Raw genomic sequence first — 14,846 nt, forward strand, 5'->3', positions numbered from 1 at the left:
TCGTTCATTTGGAATTTACCCTTTGATGGAACCAAGCAGCATGCCTTTAGTAAAATGCTTCTGCAAAAACGGATAAATGACGACAACCGGAACGACGGCGACCATTACCGCGGCCATCTGCATGGTCACGGTCGGAACCATGTTCTCGGGGCTCTCCATCTGCTCGACCGTTTGCATCAGCAATTCGCGGACAACGATCTGCAGCGGGAACAGGCTGCGCTCCGTAATATACATAATGGCGGCGAAAAACTGATTCCAATGAGCAACCCCGTAGAACAACCCGATCGTGACCAGGGCAGGGGTGGACAGAGGAACCACAATGCGCAGCAGCAGCCGTGCTTCCGAAGCTCCGTCCATGCGTGCCGATTCGAAAATTTCCTCCGGAAGCTGCTCGAAGAAGCTTTTCATAATGAGAACATTGAAGCTGCTGACGGCCGAAGGGATAATCAGGGCCCATACCGTGTCCAACAGTCCGGTGCTTTTGACAACCAGATAAGTGGGAATAATTCCGCCGCTGAACAGCATCGTGAAGACGACGAGAAATAGAAACAGATTGCGGTGCGGAAGGGCTCTGCGGCTCAACGGGTAGGCGGTCAGCATGGTCAGCAGCAAATTGATGGCCGTTCCGACGGTGGTAACGAACAAGGTGATTTGGAAGGATCGGAGAATATCCGAAGTGCCGAATATTTTGCGGTATGCCGCCAGGGTCAGCTCCGTCGGGATCAAGACATAACCGCCGTTCTTCAATACTTCCGCATACGGAGTCACGGAGACTGCGGCCACGTACAGAATCGGCAGGACCGCCGACAGGCCGACCAGGGTCAGCACGATATAGACGACCGTATTGAACAGTTTGTCTCCCCATCCTCTTACCATATTCCTTGCCCCCATCTCTTGGCCAATGCATTCGAGGCCAGAACCAGAAAGAATCCGATCGCCGCCTTGAACAATCCGACGGCCGAAGCCAGGCTGAAATTAAGCTGCTCCAACCCCGTACGGAACACCCACGTATCCAGAATGTCCGCCACAGAGTAGACATGAATGTTATAGAAAATATAGATTTGCTCGAAGCCGGCATCCAGAATATGTCCGAGTCTGAGTATGAGCAGCAGAATGATTACATGCCGGATTCCGGGGAGTGTGATGTGCCAGATCATTCTCAAGCGGCTCGCCCCATCCACCCTTGCCGCCTCATACAGCGTCGGGTCAATGCCCGCGATGGCGGCCAAATAGATGATGGCGCCCCAGCCGAGGTTTTGCCAAATTTCACTGCCGACCAGCACGCTTCGGAACCATTCGGTCGAGGTCAGAAAAGGGATCGCTCTTCCTCCCGATTCCACCAGCCATCGATTCAGAATGCCTGTATCCTCCGACAGCAAAATAATAGCGATGCCGTAAATAATGATCCAGGACAAAAAATGCGGCATGTAGCTCAGTGTCTGGACCAGCGATTTAAACCAATACACCCTGCATTCATTCAGCACAAGTGCGAGAAGAATGGGCGGAACCATGCCGAACAAGAGCTTGTAGATACTGATCAGGAAGGTGTTGCGGAGCAGTTCGGCAAAATACGGCGATTCGTAAAACTGCAGGAAATGTTTATACCACGGATCCGCCCAAGGACTGCTCACGATGCCTTCGAGAATGTTAAAATCTTTGAAGGCGATGATGACCCCGTACATAGGAACGTACTTATAAACCAGGTAGTACAGCATGCCGGGCAGCAGCATGATATACAGCGCCTTGAATTTCCAGAGCAGCTTGATATATTTAGCGAGCCGCGCGGCGGGCGGCATTCGGGCCGAGCCGGCAGGCACCGTCCGAGCCTTCACCCCATTTTCCTCCCTTCCTTTGCTAATCTGGATTCAGCATATCACGCGGCCCTGTTAGCGGATAATGAACGATTTTAACGGTTTGACTGCACATATTTGGTTTTTTGTAAGCCTTTACATTTCAACAGAACCACTCTCCCTTCCCAAAGAGGGCTCAGAAGCTTCGCGGCGGAAATCCATCGGGGTCATGCCCGTCAGTTTCTTGAATATCCGAAAAAAATAATTGGTGTTCACAAAGCCAACGCGATGGCCAATTTCCAGTACAGGAAGATCCGTATGGGAAAGATAATGCTTGGCCCGCTCGACCCGGACTTTCTGCACATATTGAATAAACGGGGTCCCCGTTTTCTTGCGAAACAATCCGCTTAAATAGGTTTCATCCATACAAACAAGGGTGGCGGCCGATTTTAACGTCAAATTTTCATTGTAGCGGCTGTGGATATGGCGCAGCAGGATGTTGACCTCCGGATGATCCGTTACCGGGAGGTCCCGGATAAGGCGCCGCTGCACATACGCCGCGAATAACGGCTCCAGCTTCTGCAGCAGCATAGCATGCTTGGTCGCTTCCCGGATGGATTGCTTGGCGGCCTGTGACGCTTCCGGAATCAGCGGCTTCATGAAGCGGACCCAGCGCAGTGCACATTCCTTCACCATGAGAGCAGGCCAGGCACTATGCCTCATCTCCTCCATCAGCTCGCGGAGCAGCAAGCCGGTTTGCTTCCTTCCTTGCTCCGCACTTTGCAGCAGCTCCAGCTCCCGGGTCCACAGGCTGTTCTCCTCCATTTTGTCCCCATCGCCGCTTATGCCCGAAGGGCCGGCTTCCTCCTCCGCTGGGCATTCATACCAGGCTTCATCGAGTTTTTTCACTACAGAGGACCAGAGAGATATCCAGGACTCCGAAGCCTTCCCCGTGGCGAACGCAACCGGAATGGAAGGGGAATAGTCAAGGATCGGCTCGTGCTGAATGGAAACCGGGCTCCAGCAAAATAGAGTGGTGTAGCCGGATGCCTGAAAATGATGGGTCAAGCTGCCGGCCGGAAACCTGGAAGCCGCCCTTCTCAACCAAGTTTGTTCTTCCACCGGAACCGGGCCGCTTAGAGCGCACCCGATCCAGACCTCCGAGAAGCGTTCCTGCGGCTCCATGATCATTCCCTTGGCCCGGAGGTAACCGGGCTCCGGAGATCGGCCGGCGAACGATTCCCACACCGACGCATAACGGCGGTAATAGGCCGCCTCTGTCTTTTCCTTATACCGCTTAAGCAGCTCTCTATGGGCTTTACCGATCATTTCGTTCAAGGAATCGGGGCCCATCGATAATTTCAGCACGTATCCGGATGCCCCCAGTTCCAACGCCCTGCGGGCATATTCGAACTCGCTCATGCATGTGAGCATGATGAACATGGACTCAAAACCGGTTTCCCTGGCCCGCTGCAGCAATTCCAGGCCATCCATGTTCGGCATGAGGATATCCGTGATAACCAAATCCGGCCGATGAACTTTCATCATCTCCAAAGCCTCTTCCCCGTTACCGGCTTCCCCAACCAGCTCAAAGCCGCTTCCGGCCCAATCGACCAATTGAATAACATGGCGGCGAACATAAGGCTCGTCTTCAACCAGTAAAGCCTTCCACACGCTCAATCCCTCCTTTGTCCGCTTCATACGGGGTGGAATTCAGGAACGGAACGCGCAGCGCCGCCCGTGTCCCCTTCTCCAAGGACGCCAGCTCCAATCCGGCTTCCCCTTTGAATAACAGATGAAGCCTTTCTCTAATATTGTTCAAACCGATGGACGGCCGCCTGGACATCTCCTTCTCAGCGGCCGATGCCTGTAATCCGGCTCCATTATCATCCACATGGACAAGCAGGCTCCCTTCCTCCCGCCATGCCCGAATGACGATGACTCCGCCTTCCTTCATACGGGCAAAGCCGTGGCGGATCGCGTTCTCCACCAGCGGCTGAAGAGAAAACTTCGGCACCAGGGCATAGCGCAGCCCCTCTTCGTACTCATAGCGGATGACAAAGGATTGTTCGTAACGGAAACGCTGGATTTTGATATAGGCTTCAATAAGCTCCATCTCCCGCTGCAAATAAATAAGCTCCTCCTCCGTGTTCAAGCTCGTTTCCAGCAGGCGCCCCAGGGCGATGCAGATCTCTCCCGTCGTCCCGTCCCCCCGGGCATAAGCATTCCACTTGATCGTATTCAAGGTGTTTAATAGGAAATGGGGATTCATCTGCTGCATCAAAATCTGGAAATGAACCGCCTCGCGCCGTCTCTCCTCGATCTTCAGCCGCTCTACGGAACGGTTCAGGTCCCGGACCATCTGGTTGAACGATTCCGCCATCTCCATCATTTCCCCCCGATATTTATCCGTAGGCAGATGGACGCGAAACTGGCTGCGGGTCAGATCGGACATTTTGTTGCGAAGGAGTCGTAAAGGGCGGGTAACGGTTGAGGAAATGAAGAAAGTCATCACGACGAAAACTAACGTAAATAAACCGAAGGTAACATAAGCTTGACGCTGCACAGCCCCGATATCGCCGAAGAACACCTGCAGCGGGAATTGGGCCACCAGCGTCCAGTTCAAGGACTCGATGCCGCTGGAGGTTAGAATAGAGGAAGTTTGCCGATCGACCAAAGGCTCCCTTTCCCCGGTGGCATGCTGCTGCCGCACCCACTTCTGCAGACCTGTCGGCATGCTCGCATCGGGTCGGGTCTGAAACAGCACACCTCCCTGTTCATTAAGTAGAAAATAGTCCTGCTGGATGAGAAAACGGCCGGTCTGGTCCTGCAGCCATTTCCGGTAATCGAAGCTGATGCGGAGAACACCCAGCGGGAGACGGTTCCGGTCTTGAACGACACTAAAGAGCGTAAGCAGGTCCGTGTTGGCCTGCCCGTTCGGCCTCGAATCCTTGGAGAGGAGAAGCCATTGCATCGACGGACGGTCTTGTTGCCGGAGCCAGCCGATTGCACCGGCGGCCCAAGCTTCATCCTCGACACCCATGCCATTGTCAATGGAGGTGTATGAAACGCCGTCCAATCCGGTCAACGTATAGTTTACGAATGCGCCGTCTGCAAACAGATTGGCCTTGACCTCCTTAAGCAGCTGCTGGATCTGCTCCTTCTCCACCCGGCCTTCCTCCGATTGGGCGAGCAATATCTGCAGTTCCTTCTCCAATTGAAGAGAAGTCATCAGAATTCTCGTCTTTATTTGCTCGAAATAGGATACCATCTGGTCCAACTGATACTGGCTCTGCTCGCCGATCCGTTCTTCATACAGAGACTCCATTTGATCGTAGCTGCGGATTTGCACCAGAAAGAACGGCAGAACAATAAAAAGGACAAAAGATAAGAATAAGCGGTTTTTCAGCGAACTGGGCATCAAAGCTTTAATACGGGACAATCCAATCTCCTCCCGGAATAGATTGTATGCGTTTTCAATGGATTCTAGCATAAACCTCGGGGACATAATGTCGAATGTTGAAAAGAGCAAAACTCTTATCGGAGGATTTGGCAATGCAAAAAAGGACCGCCCCTTCCGGTCTTTTCAAGACCTTCCGGGGCAGTCCCGATTTGATCGCCGCTTTTTCGCCCTGACTCCAATCAACCCTGCTCTTCTTCAGCGTCCATGTCCTCGGCAGCCTCGAAGACGTTCTCCTCCGGCACCCGGGTCATTTCATCTTTCTGCTTCACCCAGTACTCTATATTCTCGTACCATGCCTCGAAAGAGGCGTCCAACAGATTTTCCCGATTGCGGTCTTCGTTAACATCGGAGTCTACCTCCATATCCCGCCTGAGCAGCTCATCCCGATGTTTACCTTCCTCCCGCTCCTGTTCCTGACCATGATCTTTTGCTTTCAAGCCGGCATGACCTCCCTGGGCGTATGATTAGTTTTAATTATTCTGCATAAAAATGGAGAAATCTATGCAAGCCTCCCGTCATCAACTTAAAGCTCATTGCGGTCACAGCTGATTGATCCGCGCCTCTCGCAGACGGTTGTAAGTCGGCGCAAGCTCCCGCAACACAGAGACTGTGGTTGCATCGTCGCCGACAACCAGCAGGTACTGAAGCGATCCGATCAGCTTCGCCTGCTCGGCCGCGATGACGGGTCGAAATATGGTTCGCATAATACGGAGTTATAAGATGTCATCGCTTTCTTTGAAATACTTGCACAATTAACCTCTCCGCTAATCAAATGTATTTATTGCTGTAATTCCATTTGTGAATGCAATAGGGTCGTCATGTTCCAATCCAAACAACGCTTCCTGAAGAGCGAAAGTCCCTTTATAAAAAAGCACCCGTTCGATCATACTCTTAACCTCAGGAAGGCGTTTTTCTATCAGTTGAAAGAAATCCACTCCGTATGACGCGAGAAGTGCGGCGTAATCTATGGCTGGATCACCGACATGAGCTGAACCAAAGTCAATAATGCCGGTTATCCTATGGCTCGATTTGTCGTACAAAATGTTCGAGGTACCGAAGTCACCATGAATAATAGATGGAATTATTGCGGCACTCTTTTCACACGCAAAAAAATCCGTGAAATGCCGATCCGTCCGACGACAAGCCTCTTCCGTCATGAAAGGATACAGTTTTTTTTAATGTGGTCGTACAGATCTCTCCATTCCTGAAAAGGGTCGTATTTATTTACAGCTAAGCAGTTGGAAAAGTGACCAAGATCAATTTGGTGCAACTCCATTAAAAAGTCGCTAAGTTGATCAGCGATTCGCTGCTTATCTGCGTAATTCTCGATCTGATTCAGCCCATCAGCGTCAAGCGGTTCACCTTCAATTCGAATATACCCCATAAAAGCATGAGTCTCTTTATTTGTATCTAAGACTCGGTAAGTAGGATATGGAACTTTTAATGAAACATATTTGGAGATAATGCTTAACAATTGGACTTCAAGTTTCAGTTGCTCGATCCCCGCTGCATACCTAGGAAACCTGAAAATAATGTCCGATCCGACTTGCAAAATAACATTATTTTGTCCGGAACCTATCTCTTTTACTGGAGAAAGTGGAACATCCGGATAATGCCGCCGAATCGACCTCAGAAATGACTCGACTTTAACCACATATACCCTCCTCTCAAAGATACCTGTCATTGATTAAACTACTAAAAAGGATTTCCTTTTAATTTTCCGTTTTTTGCGCTGATTTCTTATAACGTTCAGTCATTCACGAACCCTCACTGACTTAAGGACCCGAAGGGTACGGATGCGCTGGGCGCAGTTAGTCGGTGCAGGATTGTCGCCTGATTCCACATCTCCGAAATGCCTCTGCGACCAAGGAACAGCCGAAGGCCGGCCCGCCGCGTGTTGCGGTGTTCTTAAGCCTTTATAAAGGATAACATAAAGCTCTTTAACACCATATATTTTTTTATATAATTCCTGTTCCACTGTTATATCCCCCCAGCTAGTATCAGTTCAAACACTCAGTTCTCTTATACTCCGCTGTTTCTTTTTTCCATGGACGTGAAATTCCTGCAGCCGTAAATCACTTTACATCTGCTTCCCCTCATTGAATCTTGCCAGGATTAAGATATTCGTCTCCAACTCCGCCACTATTTCGTCATAACTTTCTCACAAAGTGTTCACCGGTATAGCCCCCTCGAGTCATACCCGTTTAACCGTGCATTCCTTATAGTAGGGGAAGGATTAAAGTTTCCATTTAAGGACGGTGATGGAAAATGTCTTTTACTCTCCTACTGGACTTGTACGGCCTGCGGGCGTTCTTCAGTCCGGAGCTCATTGCGATTATCGTCGTACTAACCGCTGCTTATTTGTATGCGACCCGGCGTAAACCCGGACAGCCTCCTCTTGTCACAGGCCGCCGCAAAATTTTGTTTATTCTCGGGATGATTTGCTTCTACCTCGGTTGGGGCGGGCCTCTCAATGTGCTGGGGCACTTTTTGTTCGGGGCGCATATGCTGCAGATGGCCATCCTGTTTCTGGCGATGCCCCCGCTGCTTCTGCTCAGCCTTCCGGTGTCCTGGTTCGAAAGGCTGCTTAAGCCGCGCCTGGTGAAGAAAACCGTTTCCGTCTTGACACAGCCGCTGTTTGCGATTCTGACCTTTAACTTCTTGTTCTCTCTTTATCATATGCCCTTTATTTTCGATCCGGTGATGTCCAACTTTACGCTGCACACCGCCGTCCATCTGCTGCTGGAGGTTACCGCCTTTATGATGTGGTGGCCCGTTGTATGCCCGATTGAAAATATGGATCGCCTAAGCGGTTTGCAGAAAATGGGCTATATGTTCGCCAACGGAGTGCTGATTACTCCGGCCTGCGCTTTAATTATTTTTGCCGATGTGCCGCTGTACCGGTTGTATACGGAAGGAGCGGACTTGCTCTGTCTTCCGTTCGGATACGTCAGCTTCGACTCCCCGCAGACGCTTAATCTGCTGCCAATGTCGGTCCGAGAGGATCAGCAATCGGGAGGGGTCATCATGAAAGTAGTCCAGGAGATAATTTACGGATGGGTGCTGGCGTTCAACTTCTACAGATGGTACCGTGCCGAACGGGCGATGGAAGACGAGGAGCAAGAGCAATGGGGCCGTGAAGGGATGTCTCCGGAGCCCCGCTGATGATGTTTATTTTTAAAAGCACAGGAAAACTGGGAGGAATGGAATATGAAATGGGTAAAATGGACAGGCGTTATCGTCATCGCTATGGCTCTGGCAGGCTGCGGAAGCAAGGCCGGAACCAATGGGCAGGAGGCCTCCGGCTCTTCCGTCTCCAAGGAAGAGGTTGAACAGAACGCGGTTTACAAAAGCAACTGTCTCTCCTGTCATGGAGCACAGCTTGAAGGAAATATGGGACCCGCTCTGAGCAAAATCGGCTCCAAGCACAGCAAGGAAAACATCGTCCAAATTATCGAGGACGGCCAAGGGAGAATGCCCGGATTTAAAAACCGGCTGAAGGAAGACGAAATCGAATCGCTGGCGGTTTGGCTCGCCGACAAGAAGTAAGCTGTCCATCTAAAAGCTGCACCAATGTAATCCAATGCGACAACAAGGGGGTCCCTATCGTGAAGCTCCGTATCCTCGCTATTCTGCTTGCATCGTTCGCCCTGCTCGTTGCAGGCTGCGGCAAGCCGCCCGACAATTCCAAACTGAACTGGCCCGTGGAGGACTTCACCTTTACAAATCAGGAGGGACAGAACTTCGGCCTTGCCGATCTGAAGGGCAAGGTTTGGATAGCCGATTTCGTATTCACTAACTGTGTTACTGTCTGTCTGCCCATGACCTCCAACCTGGCCATCCTTCAGCAGAAATTCCGCGAAGCCGGAGTGGACGCGGAGATCGTATCCTTCTCGGTCGATCCGGACCGGGATACACCGGAGGTGTTGAAGGCCTACGGCCAAAATTACGAGGCGGACTTCACCAACTGGCATTTCCTGACGGGATATACCCAAGAGGAAATCAAGAAGTTTTCGGAAGGTACGTTCCGCTCCACCGTTCAGAACGATCCTGATTCGGATCAAGTGATACATGGAACGGCCTTTTATTTGGTCAACCCGTCCGGTGTCATCGTCAGCAGATACGAAGGGGCTTACGACACACCGTTTGAGCAGATCATCAAGGATGCGAAGGCCATTCTAGCAAAGGAGAAATCCGGCAAATGAAGCGAAGTCCTGTTGTCCTCATCGCCGTGCTATTAACGTTATTGTCCGCCGGCTGCGCAACGGTTCAGAATAATGATGCCGACTCCTTGCAGCCTATTGAAGTAGAGCTCGCTCCACCGGCACAGATCAAAGCCGGGGAACAAGTAACCCTGTCCGCCAGGGTTACCCAGAACGGCCAGGATGTCGATGACGCCTGGGAAGTTTTGTTTGAAATTTGGCTTGCCGGAGAAGACGAGCATGAGATGATTAAAGGTACCAATCAGAAGGGCGGAGTCTATTCTATTGAAAAGACGTTCGATCAAACAGGCACCTATTATATCGTTTCGCACGTCACCGCCCGGAGCATGCATTCCATGCCAAAGAAACAGTTCGAAGTCATTCCTTAATGAATCTCCAATGAACCCTGACGAGACCTCTCGTTGGGGTTCTTTTTTCGGTCTCGCCGCTGGAACTTATCGACGATCTACCTTGAAAATCCATCTATTTTCATATTCTACCGATGCCGTGCAAACGGAATGGCGCGTCTAACTTGAGAATCCGGCTATTTTCATTTTTTGCCCGTGCCGTGCAAGCGGTATGGTGCATCTAACTTGAGAATCCGTCTACTCTCATATCTGCCGGTGCGGAATGGCGCATCTAACTGTATTTTATGTAGGTAGTTTTATGCAGATTGCAAATAGCGGCTGAGCTAACTGGAAAAACTCCATTTAAAATAGAGGTTTTTTGTTCAAACCGCCAATTTAGCCCAAACTAGCTGCAGTTTTTCCAGTTAGTTTCCGTCCATCGCCCTTAAAGTAGCAAACTAACTGGATGAAATCCATTTAGACATCCATCGTATCTGCCGGGGCACCAGCGAAACTAATGAAAAGGTGCCTCTTTTTTCAAGGCGTCATTCGCCCCAAGAAACGAACTAGCTGCGGAATCCAGATACTACATACGGCATGAATGATCTTTGAGAGTATAATAGTCCAATATTTTGCTTAAACACCTAAAAACCGGAACTACCTGTGCGCGATATATAGCAGTGCTTAAAAAATCCGATGAAGCTTATGCTCCACCGGATTTTTGAAGGATTATTGATTGTTTTCGCTCATTGTAAAGCAAAGGGTCGCGGCGCCGACAACGCCCACATCGTCGCCGAGGCTTGCGGGCACGATTCGAAAGGTGTCGCGGTACGGCTCCATGACGAGGCTGACCGTCTTACGACGCACGGGGCTGAACAAGTCGTCTCCGACCCGGCTGACTCCACCGCCAATGACGATGCAGTCCGGATTGAAGGTATGCACAACATTCATTAGTCCCAGCGCTATATAATGCGTAACCTCGTCCACCGTTTGGCGGGCCGTTCCATCCCCTTGCCGGGCGGCTTCGAACAGATGCTTGGCGCTGATCGGTATTCCTTCTTGAGCGGCCAAATTCGTCATCAGCGACGCTTCCCGTGCCGACGCTTCCTCGGCGATCCGGGCAATGGACGTACCGGAGGCGTAGGCTTCCCAGCAGCCGGGCCGGCCGCAGCTGCAGACCGGGCCGTCCACTCCGATCATCGTATGGCCGAGCTCGGCGGCAATCCCGTTGCTGCCGAGCAGCAGCTTGCCGTCCAGCACGATTCCGGAGCCGATGCCGGTGCTGATCGTAATATAAACCATCGTCTTCGAGCCTTGGCCGGCACCGGCATAATATTCGCCCCATGCCGCCGCGTTCGCGTCGTTGACGACTTGAACGGGAATACCCAGCCTCCGCTTCATTTCCTCACGCAGCGGAATTCCGGCCCAGCCCGGCAGGTTGGTTCCGTTCAGAATGATTCCCCGTTCCGTATCCACCGCACCCGGAGAAGCTACTCCGACGCCCGCAACAGGCAGATCGCCGCGTACTTCTTCAACGGAACGGACGAGACAATCGATCACTTCCTCCGCCGTCTTCAGCTCGGCGGTTTGGAACCGTGTCCGCCGCAGCACTTGGCCGCTTTGATCCAACAGCGCCGTCGCTATTTTGGTGCCGCCGAGATCGACCCCGACAACATACTGCGTATTTTGCTCCATTTCCTATTCCTCATTATCTTCTGATCTATTCGCTCAGTTGCTTAAGATCTCTTATTATGGTTTCTATAACCCCGGGATCTATCGGGTGAGCAAAGCTTCGGTTAACGCGGGCCGCGGAGCCGAAATGAACCTCCGTCACACCCGTCGCAGGTACCAGAGTCTTCAACGATTCCGGAGTCATCCCGTAACCCGCCATGATATTTACCGAAGTATTCTTCGACCGGTCCACCAGCTTCTTCAACTGCTCCGCCGATTGCGGCGCCGGAGCCTGTCCGCCGGCGGTCAGAATGCGCCGGATTTGCGGAAACTGCGCGATCGTCTCCAGAGCCTCCAGTTGTTCTTCTACCTCTATATCGTCGAAAGCACGGTGGAAAGTGACATCCAGACCTTCCGCTTCTTCCAACAGATAAGAGATTGCTTCCGTATCCACTTTCCTCTCCTCGGTAAGCGCCCCGATGACGATTCCTGCCGCACCTGCTTTCTTGATGTGGCGGATATCTGCGGCCATTACGGCCAGGTCGTGCTTATCATAATGAAAGGAGCGGCTGTGGGGGCGGACAATGACGTTGACCGGAATTTGCACCGCGCCGACGACCGCTTCAATCAGCCCGAGGCTCGGGGTCAGTCCCGTTTCGGTCATGGCTGAACACAGCTCAAGACGGTTAGCTCCACTGCGCTCGGCAGTGACGGCATCTTCCAGGCTGGTACTAATGATTTCCAGAAGCATTCTAGACTCCTCCTAGTAAGAATCATTTTCATAATGATGGTTAAAAGCAGATACTGCGATAAATCAAGCCTTCGGCTGCCTGGCTGCCTCCACCCGGGAGGCAACGAAATCGGCCAGCAGGCGGGCGCCATATCCGGTAGCCCCTGCAGTATAATAGCCATTGGCCGACGCGACCTGTACGGTGTTCGCCATATCGATGTGCACCCAACGGGAGGCTTTATCCACGAAGCGACGCAGGAATAAGGCGGCTACGATAGCCCCTCCGTACGGGGAATGGCTGATATTGTTCATATCTGCATAATCGCTGTGAAGCTGTTCTTCGTATTCGTCGATCAGCGGCATCGGCCAGATGCGGTCGCCGTTCTTCTCGCCAATGGCGGCAAGAGTCTCGATGAACGGCCGGTCGCCCCAGGCTCCCGCCATTTTCAAGCCGAGCGCTTGGCCGACATTGCCGGTGAGCGTGGCGATGTCCACGATCTCCCTGGCGCCGAGCCGGTCGGCATGGAGCAAAGCGTCCGCCAGTACAAGCCGACCTTCCGCATCCGTGTTCCCGACCTGCACCGTGATTCCGTTAGGATAGGTGATCACGGTCGACGGAACGAATGCGCGGGCATCCGGCATATTATCGGCGGTCGCAATCAAGGCGGTCACGTTCGCCTGAATCCCGGAGCGGCTGATCATGTCCATCGCCCCCAGGACCGCGCAGGCGCCGCCCATATCGAAGCGGGCGTCACTGAGGTCCCGTCCGGACTTGATATTCATGCCGCCCATGTCGAACGTGATGCCTTTGCCGACGAGCGCGATCAAGGGCAGCTGCGGATCGGTCGCGTAGGACAGCTCAATCAGCGCCGGCTTATAGCGGCTTCCCAGCCCTACGGTCAACAGGCCGTTCATCTGCAGCCGCTCCAGCTCTTCGTCGCGGTAAATGCGCACTCCTACCGGAAGCTCCGCAAAATGCTCCATAACCCGCTCCACGAGCGATTCCGGGTGGAGTACATTCGGCGGCTCGTTGCATAGGTCGCGGGCCAGCATCGTTCCTTCCGCACGGATGGAGGCCTGCTTCAGAGCCGGCTCCAGATCCTGAGCGGTGCAGGCTCCTGCAGGAAGGATGAGATGCAGATGCTCCACCGAGCGGGACGACTTGTTGGATTTATACAGATCAAACGTGTAAGAGCCCAGCCGCCATCCTTCAGCCCAAGCAGCGACTAAATCTTCCACAGTCATGCTCCATGCCGCGCTGGTCGACACAGCGGGGATGGAACCTTCCGTCCCGTTGGCCGACCCAGTCTCAGCGGAGTTCAACTCTGCCGAACCGCCTGCCTGCCCAGCAGGCGCCGAGAAGGCGGAGAACCGCTCCGCCAGACGATCCAGCCGGACAGCGACCGTCTTGAAGCCTTCCTTGCTGATCGCTCTCACCGCATTGCCCGCCGCTTCCCGAATCCGCTCGGCGGAGATTCCTTCATCCGGACCCAGACCGATGATCAAATCATGAGGCTGCTGATCCCGGCTGTACAGCCAAGTGACCGCTCCGCGCTTTCTGGCATGCGGTCTGAGCTTCACTCCAGGGACCGGATCCCCGTCCGATTCCCGGCACAGATGAACGATTACTTCCGCGGACTGCTCGTTTCCGACCGTTATTTTCATCATTCGTTCCCCTTTTCATATAAGTGGCAGGCCACATAATGATTGGGTGCCACTTCCTTGAATTCAGGCACTTTCGTTTTGCACATTTCCATACAGGAAGGACAGCGCGTATGGAACCGGCAGCCGGATGGCGGATCGACCGGACTGGGCAGATCGCCCTTCAGCACGATCCTTTCCCGCTTCAGGCGGGGATCGGGTACCGGCACTGACGAAAACAACGCCTGAGTATAAGGATGTAGAGGCTTATCGTATAAAGTCTCCTTATCCGCCACCTCCACCATGGAACCGAGATACATGACGCCGATCCGGTCGCTAATATGCTCGACTACACTCAGGTCGTGAGAGATGAACAAATAAGTCAGCGCGAATTCTTCCTGCAAATCTTGCAGCAGGTTAAGCACCTGCGATTGAATCGAGACGTCCAAGGCGGACACCGGCTCATCCGCTACAATCAGGCTCGGCTTAACCGCGAGCGCCCGGGCGATTCCCACCCGCTGACGCTGCCCTCCGCTGAATTCGTGCGGGTAGCGTTCCCCGTGGAAGGAGTTGAGTCCGACCACCTCCAGCAGCTTGTGGACTTCCTTCTCACGTTCCGCCGCGGACATCGATTCATGGATTAGCAGCGGTTCCCCGACGATATCCTTGATTTTCATTCGCGGATTAAGCGATGCATACGGATCCTGAAAAACCATCTGCATTTGCTTGCGCAGCGGTCTCATCTGATTCGCGTTCAGCTTGCTGATTTCCTGCCCGTTGAACCAAATTTCGCCTTCACTTGGGGTCAGCAGATTAGTTATCAAGCGTCCGGTGGTCGATTTCCCGCAGCCGCTTTCGCCGACGATGCTGAACGTTTCTCCTTTTTGTATGGTAAAAGAGACGTCATTAACGGCGCGCAAATAAGCTTTTTTCCCGAACAAGCCTCTCTTAACCGGAAAAACTTTGTGTAAATGCTTCACTTCCACCAAAGGCTTCGACACT

Annotated in this window: 15 protein-coding genes; 4 read left to right on the forward strand and 11 right to left on the reverse strand. The window is 52.7% G+C overall.

Going from position 1 to position 14,846, the window contains the following annotated elements; all coding sequences use genetic code 11:
* Positions 1-15: 15 nt before the first annotated feature.
* The 7 genes from ACTHRH_RS13335 to ACTHRH_RS13365 form a co-directional block, all read right to left on the reverse strand.
* Positions 16-876 (reverse strand): carbohydrate ABC transporter permease, encoded by an 861-nt coding sequence (locus ACTHRH_RS13335; RefSeq protein ID WP_440415947.1) that lies wholly within the window; start codon positions 874-876, stop codon positions 16-18.
* Positions 870-1,796 (reverse strand): ABC transporter permease, encoded by a 927-nt coding sequence (locus ACTHRH_RS13340; protein WP_225312653.1) that lies wholly within the window; start codon positions 1,794-1,796, stop codon positions 870-872. Before ACTHRH_RS13340 ends, ACTHRH_RS13335 begins: the two co-directional genes overlap by 7 nt.
* 150 nt (positions 1,797-1,946) lie before the next feature.
* A complete protein-coding gene (locus tag ACTHRH_RS13345; RefSeq protein WP_440415949.1) occupies positions 1,947-3,464 on the reverse strand; it encodes a response regulator transcription factor in 1,518 nt (505 codons plus the stop codon).
* Positions 3,442-5,232, reverse strand: a complete 1,791-nt coding sequence (locus ACTHRH_RS13350) for a sensor histidine kinase (protein WP_440415951.1) — start codon at positions 5,230-5,232, stop codon at positions 3,442-3,444. Before ACTHRH_RS13350 ends, ACTHRH_RS13345 begins: the two co-directional genes overlap by 23 nt.
* Before the next feature lie 200 nt (positions 5,233-5,432).
* A complete protein-coding gene (locus ACTHRH_RS13355; RefSeq protein ID WP_260981953.1) occupies positions 5,433-5,690 on the reverse strand; it encodes a hypothetical protein in 258 nt (85 codons plus the stop codon).
* 327 nt (positions 5,691-6,017) lie between these two features.
* Positions 6,018-6,410 carry a phosphotransferase family protein gene (locus ACTHRH_RS13360; RefSeq protein ID WP_144935344.1) on the reverse strand — a complete coding sequence of 131 codons (393 nt, stop codon included), beginning with the start codon at positions 6,408-6,410 and terminating at the stop codon, positions 6,018-6,020.
* Positions 6,407-6,907 (reverse strand): phosphotransferase family protein, encoded by a 501-nt coding sequence (locus tag ACTHRH_RS13365; protein WP_379288354.1) that lies wholly within the window; start codon positions 6,905-6,907, stop codon positions 6,407-6,409. Before ACTHRH_RS13365 ends, ACTHRH_RS13360 begins: the two co-directional genes overlap by 4 nt.
* Positions 6,908-7,521: 614 nt before the next feature.
* Here ACTHRH_RS13365 and ctaG point away from each other — a divergent pair.
* Genes ctaG through ACTHRH_RS13385 form a run of 4 tightly spaced genes read left to right on the forward strand, consistent with a single transcriptional unit; the run spans position 7,522 to position 9,844 of the window.
* Positions 7,522-8,418 carry a cytochrome c oxidase assembly factor CtaG gene (ctaG, locus tag ACTHRH_RS13370; RefSeq protein WP_440415954.1) on the forward strand — a complete coding sequence of 299 codons (897 nt, stop codon included), beginning with the start codon at positions 7,522-7,524 and terminating at the stop codon, positions 8,416-8,418.
* 45 nt (positions 8,419-8,463) lie between these two features.
* Positions 8,464-8,802, forward strand: coding sequence for a c-type cytochrome (locus ACTHRH_RS13375; protein ID WP_144935335.1), 339 nt, complete (start codon positions 8,464-8,466; stop codon positions 8,800-8,802).
* A gap of 59 nt (positions 8,803-8,861) precedes the next feature.
* Positions 8,862-9,458 (forward strand): SCO family protein, encoded by a 597-nt coding sequence (locus ACTHRH_RS13380; protein ID WP_440415956.1) that lies wholly within the window; start codon positions 8,862-8,864, stop codon positions 9,456-9,458.
* Positions 9,455-9,844 carry a FixH family protein gene (locus tag ACTHRH_RS13385; protein WP_379288359.1) on the forward strand — a complete coding sequence of 130 codons (390 nt, stop codon included), beginning with the start codon at positions 9,455-9,457 and terminating at the stop codon, positions 9,842-9,844. Before ACTHRH_RS13380 ends, ACTHRH_RS13385 begins: the two co-directional genes overlap by 4 nt.
* A 687-nt stretch (positions 9,845-10,531) precedes the next feature.
* Here the strand turns inward: ACTHRH_RS13385 and ACTHRH_RS13390 are convergent.
* The 4 genes from ACTHRH_RS13390 to ACTHRH_RS13405 all read right to left on the reverse strand — a co-directional run bounded on the left by ACTHRH_RS13390 (position 10,532) and on the right by ACTHRH_RS13405 (position 14,845).
* The gene (locus ACTHRH_RS13390) at positions 10,532-11,497 is read right to left on the reverse strand and encodes an ROK family protein (RefSeq protein WP_440415958.1); all 966 of its coding nucleotides are present in this window, start codon (positions 11,495-11,497) and stop codon (positions 10,532-10,534) included.
* Between the two features lie 25 nt (positions 11,498-11,522).
* The gene (locus tag ACTHRH_RS13395) at positions 11,523-12,224 is read right to left on the reverse strand and encodes a copper homeostasis protein CutC (protein WP_144935323.1); all 702 of its coding nucleotides are present in this window, start codon (positions 12,222-12,224) and stop codon (positions 11,523-11,525) included.
* Positions 12,225-12,287: 63 nt separating this feature from the next.
* A complete protein-coding gene (locus tag ACTHRH_RS13400; protein ID WP_379288363.1) occupies positions 12,288-13,871 on the reverse strand; it encodes a leucyl aminopeptidase family protein in 1,584 nt (527 codons plus the stop codon).
* Entirely contained in the window at positions 13,868-14,845 is a 978-nt protein-coding gene (locus tag ACTHRH_RS13405) for an ABC transporter ATP-binding protein (RefSeq protein WP_313960578.1), read from the reverse strand. The genes ACTHRH_RS13400 and ACTHRH_RS13405 overlap by 4 nt, the downstream gene beginning before the upstream one ends.
* Position 14,846: the final 1 nt, after the last annotated feature.

The sequence above is a fragment of the Paenibacillus sp. SAFN-117 genome (genome assembly GCF_051966115.1).
GTDB lineage: Bacteria > Bacillota > Bacilli > Paenibacillales > NBRC-103111 > Paenibacillus_L > Paenibacillus_L residui.

Excerpts from the sequence above, each read along its gene's own strand:
- ACTHRH_RS13335 (WP_440415947.1), bottom strand. The coding sequence starts at position 876 with ATGGTAAGAGGATGGGGAGACAAACTGTTCAATACGGTCGTCTATATC.
- ACTHRH_RS13340 (WP_225312653.1), bottom strand. The coding sequence starts at position 1,796 with ATGCCGCCCGCCGCGCGGCTCGCTAAATATATCAAGCTGCTCTGGAAA.
- ACTHRH_RS13360 (WP_144935344.1), bottom strand. The coding sequence starts at position 6,410 with ATGACGGAAGAGGCTTGTCGTCGGACGGATCGGCATTTCACGGATTTT.
- ctaG (WP_440415954.1), top strand. The coding sequence starts at position 7,522 with ATGTCTTTTACTCTCCTACTGGACTTGTACGGCCTGCGGGCGTTCTTC.
- ACTHRH_RS13375 (WP_144935335.1), top strand. The coding sequence starts at position 8,464 with ATGAAATGGGTAAAATGGACAGGCGTTATCGTCATCGCTATGGCTCTG.
- ACTHRH_RS13385 (WP_379288359.1), top strand. The coding sequence starts at position 9,455 with ATGAAGCGAAGTCCTGTTGTCCTCATCGCCGTGCTATTAACGTTATTG.
- ACTHRH_RS13390 (WP_440415958.1), bottom strand. The coding sequence starts at position 11,497 with ATGGAGCAAAATACGCAGTATGTTGTCGGGGTCGATCTCGGCGGCACC.
- ACTHRH_RS13395 (WP_144935323.1), bottom strand. The coding sequence starts at position 12,224 with ATGCTTCTGGAAATCATTAGTACCAGCCTGGAAGATGCCGTCACTGCC.
- ACTHRH_RS13400 (WP_379288363.1), bottom strand. The coding sequence starts at position 13,871 with ATGATGAAAATAACGGTCGGAAACGAGCAGTCCGCGGAAGTAATCGTT.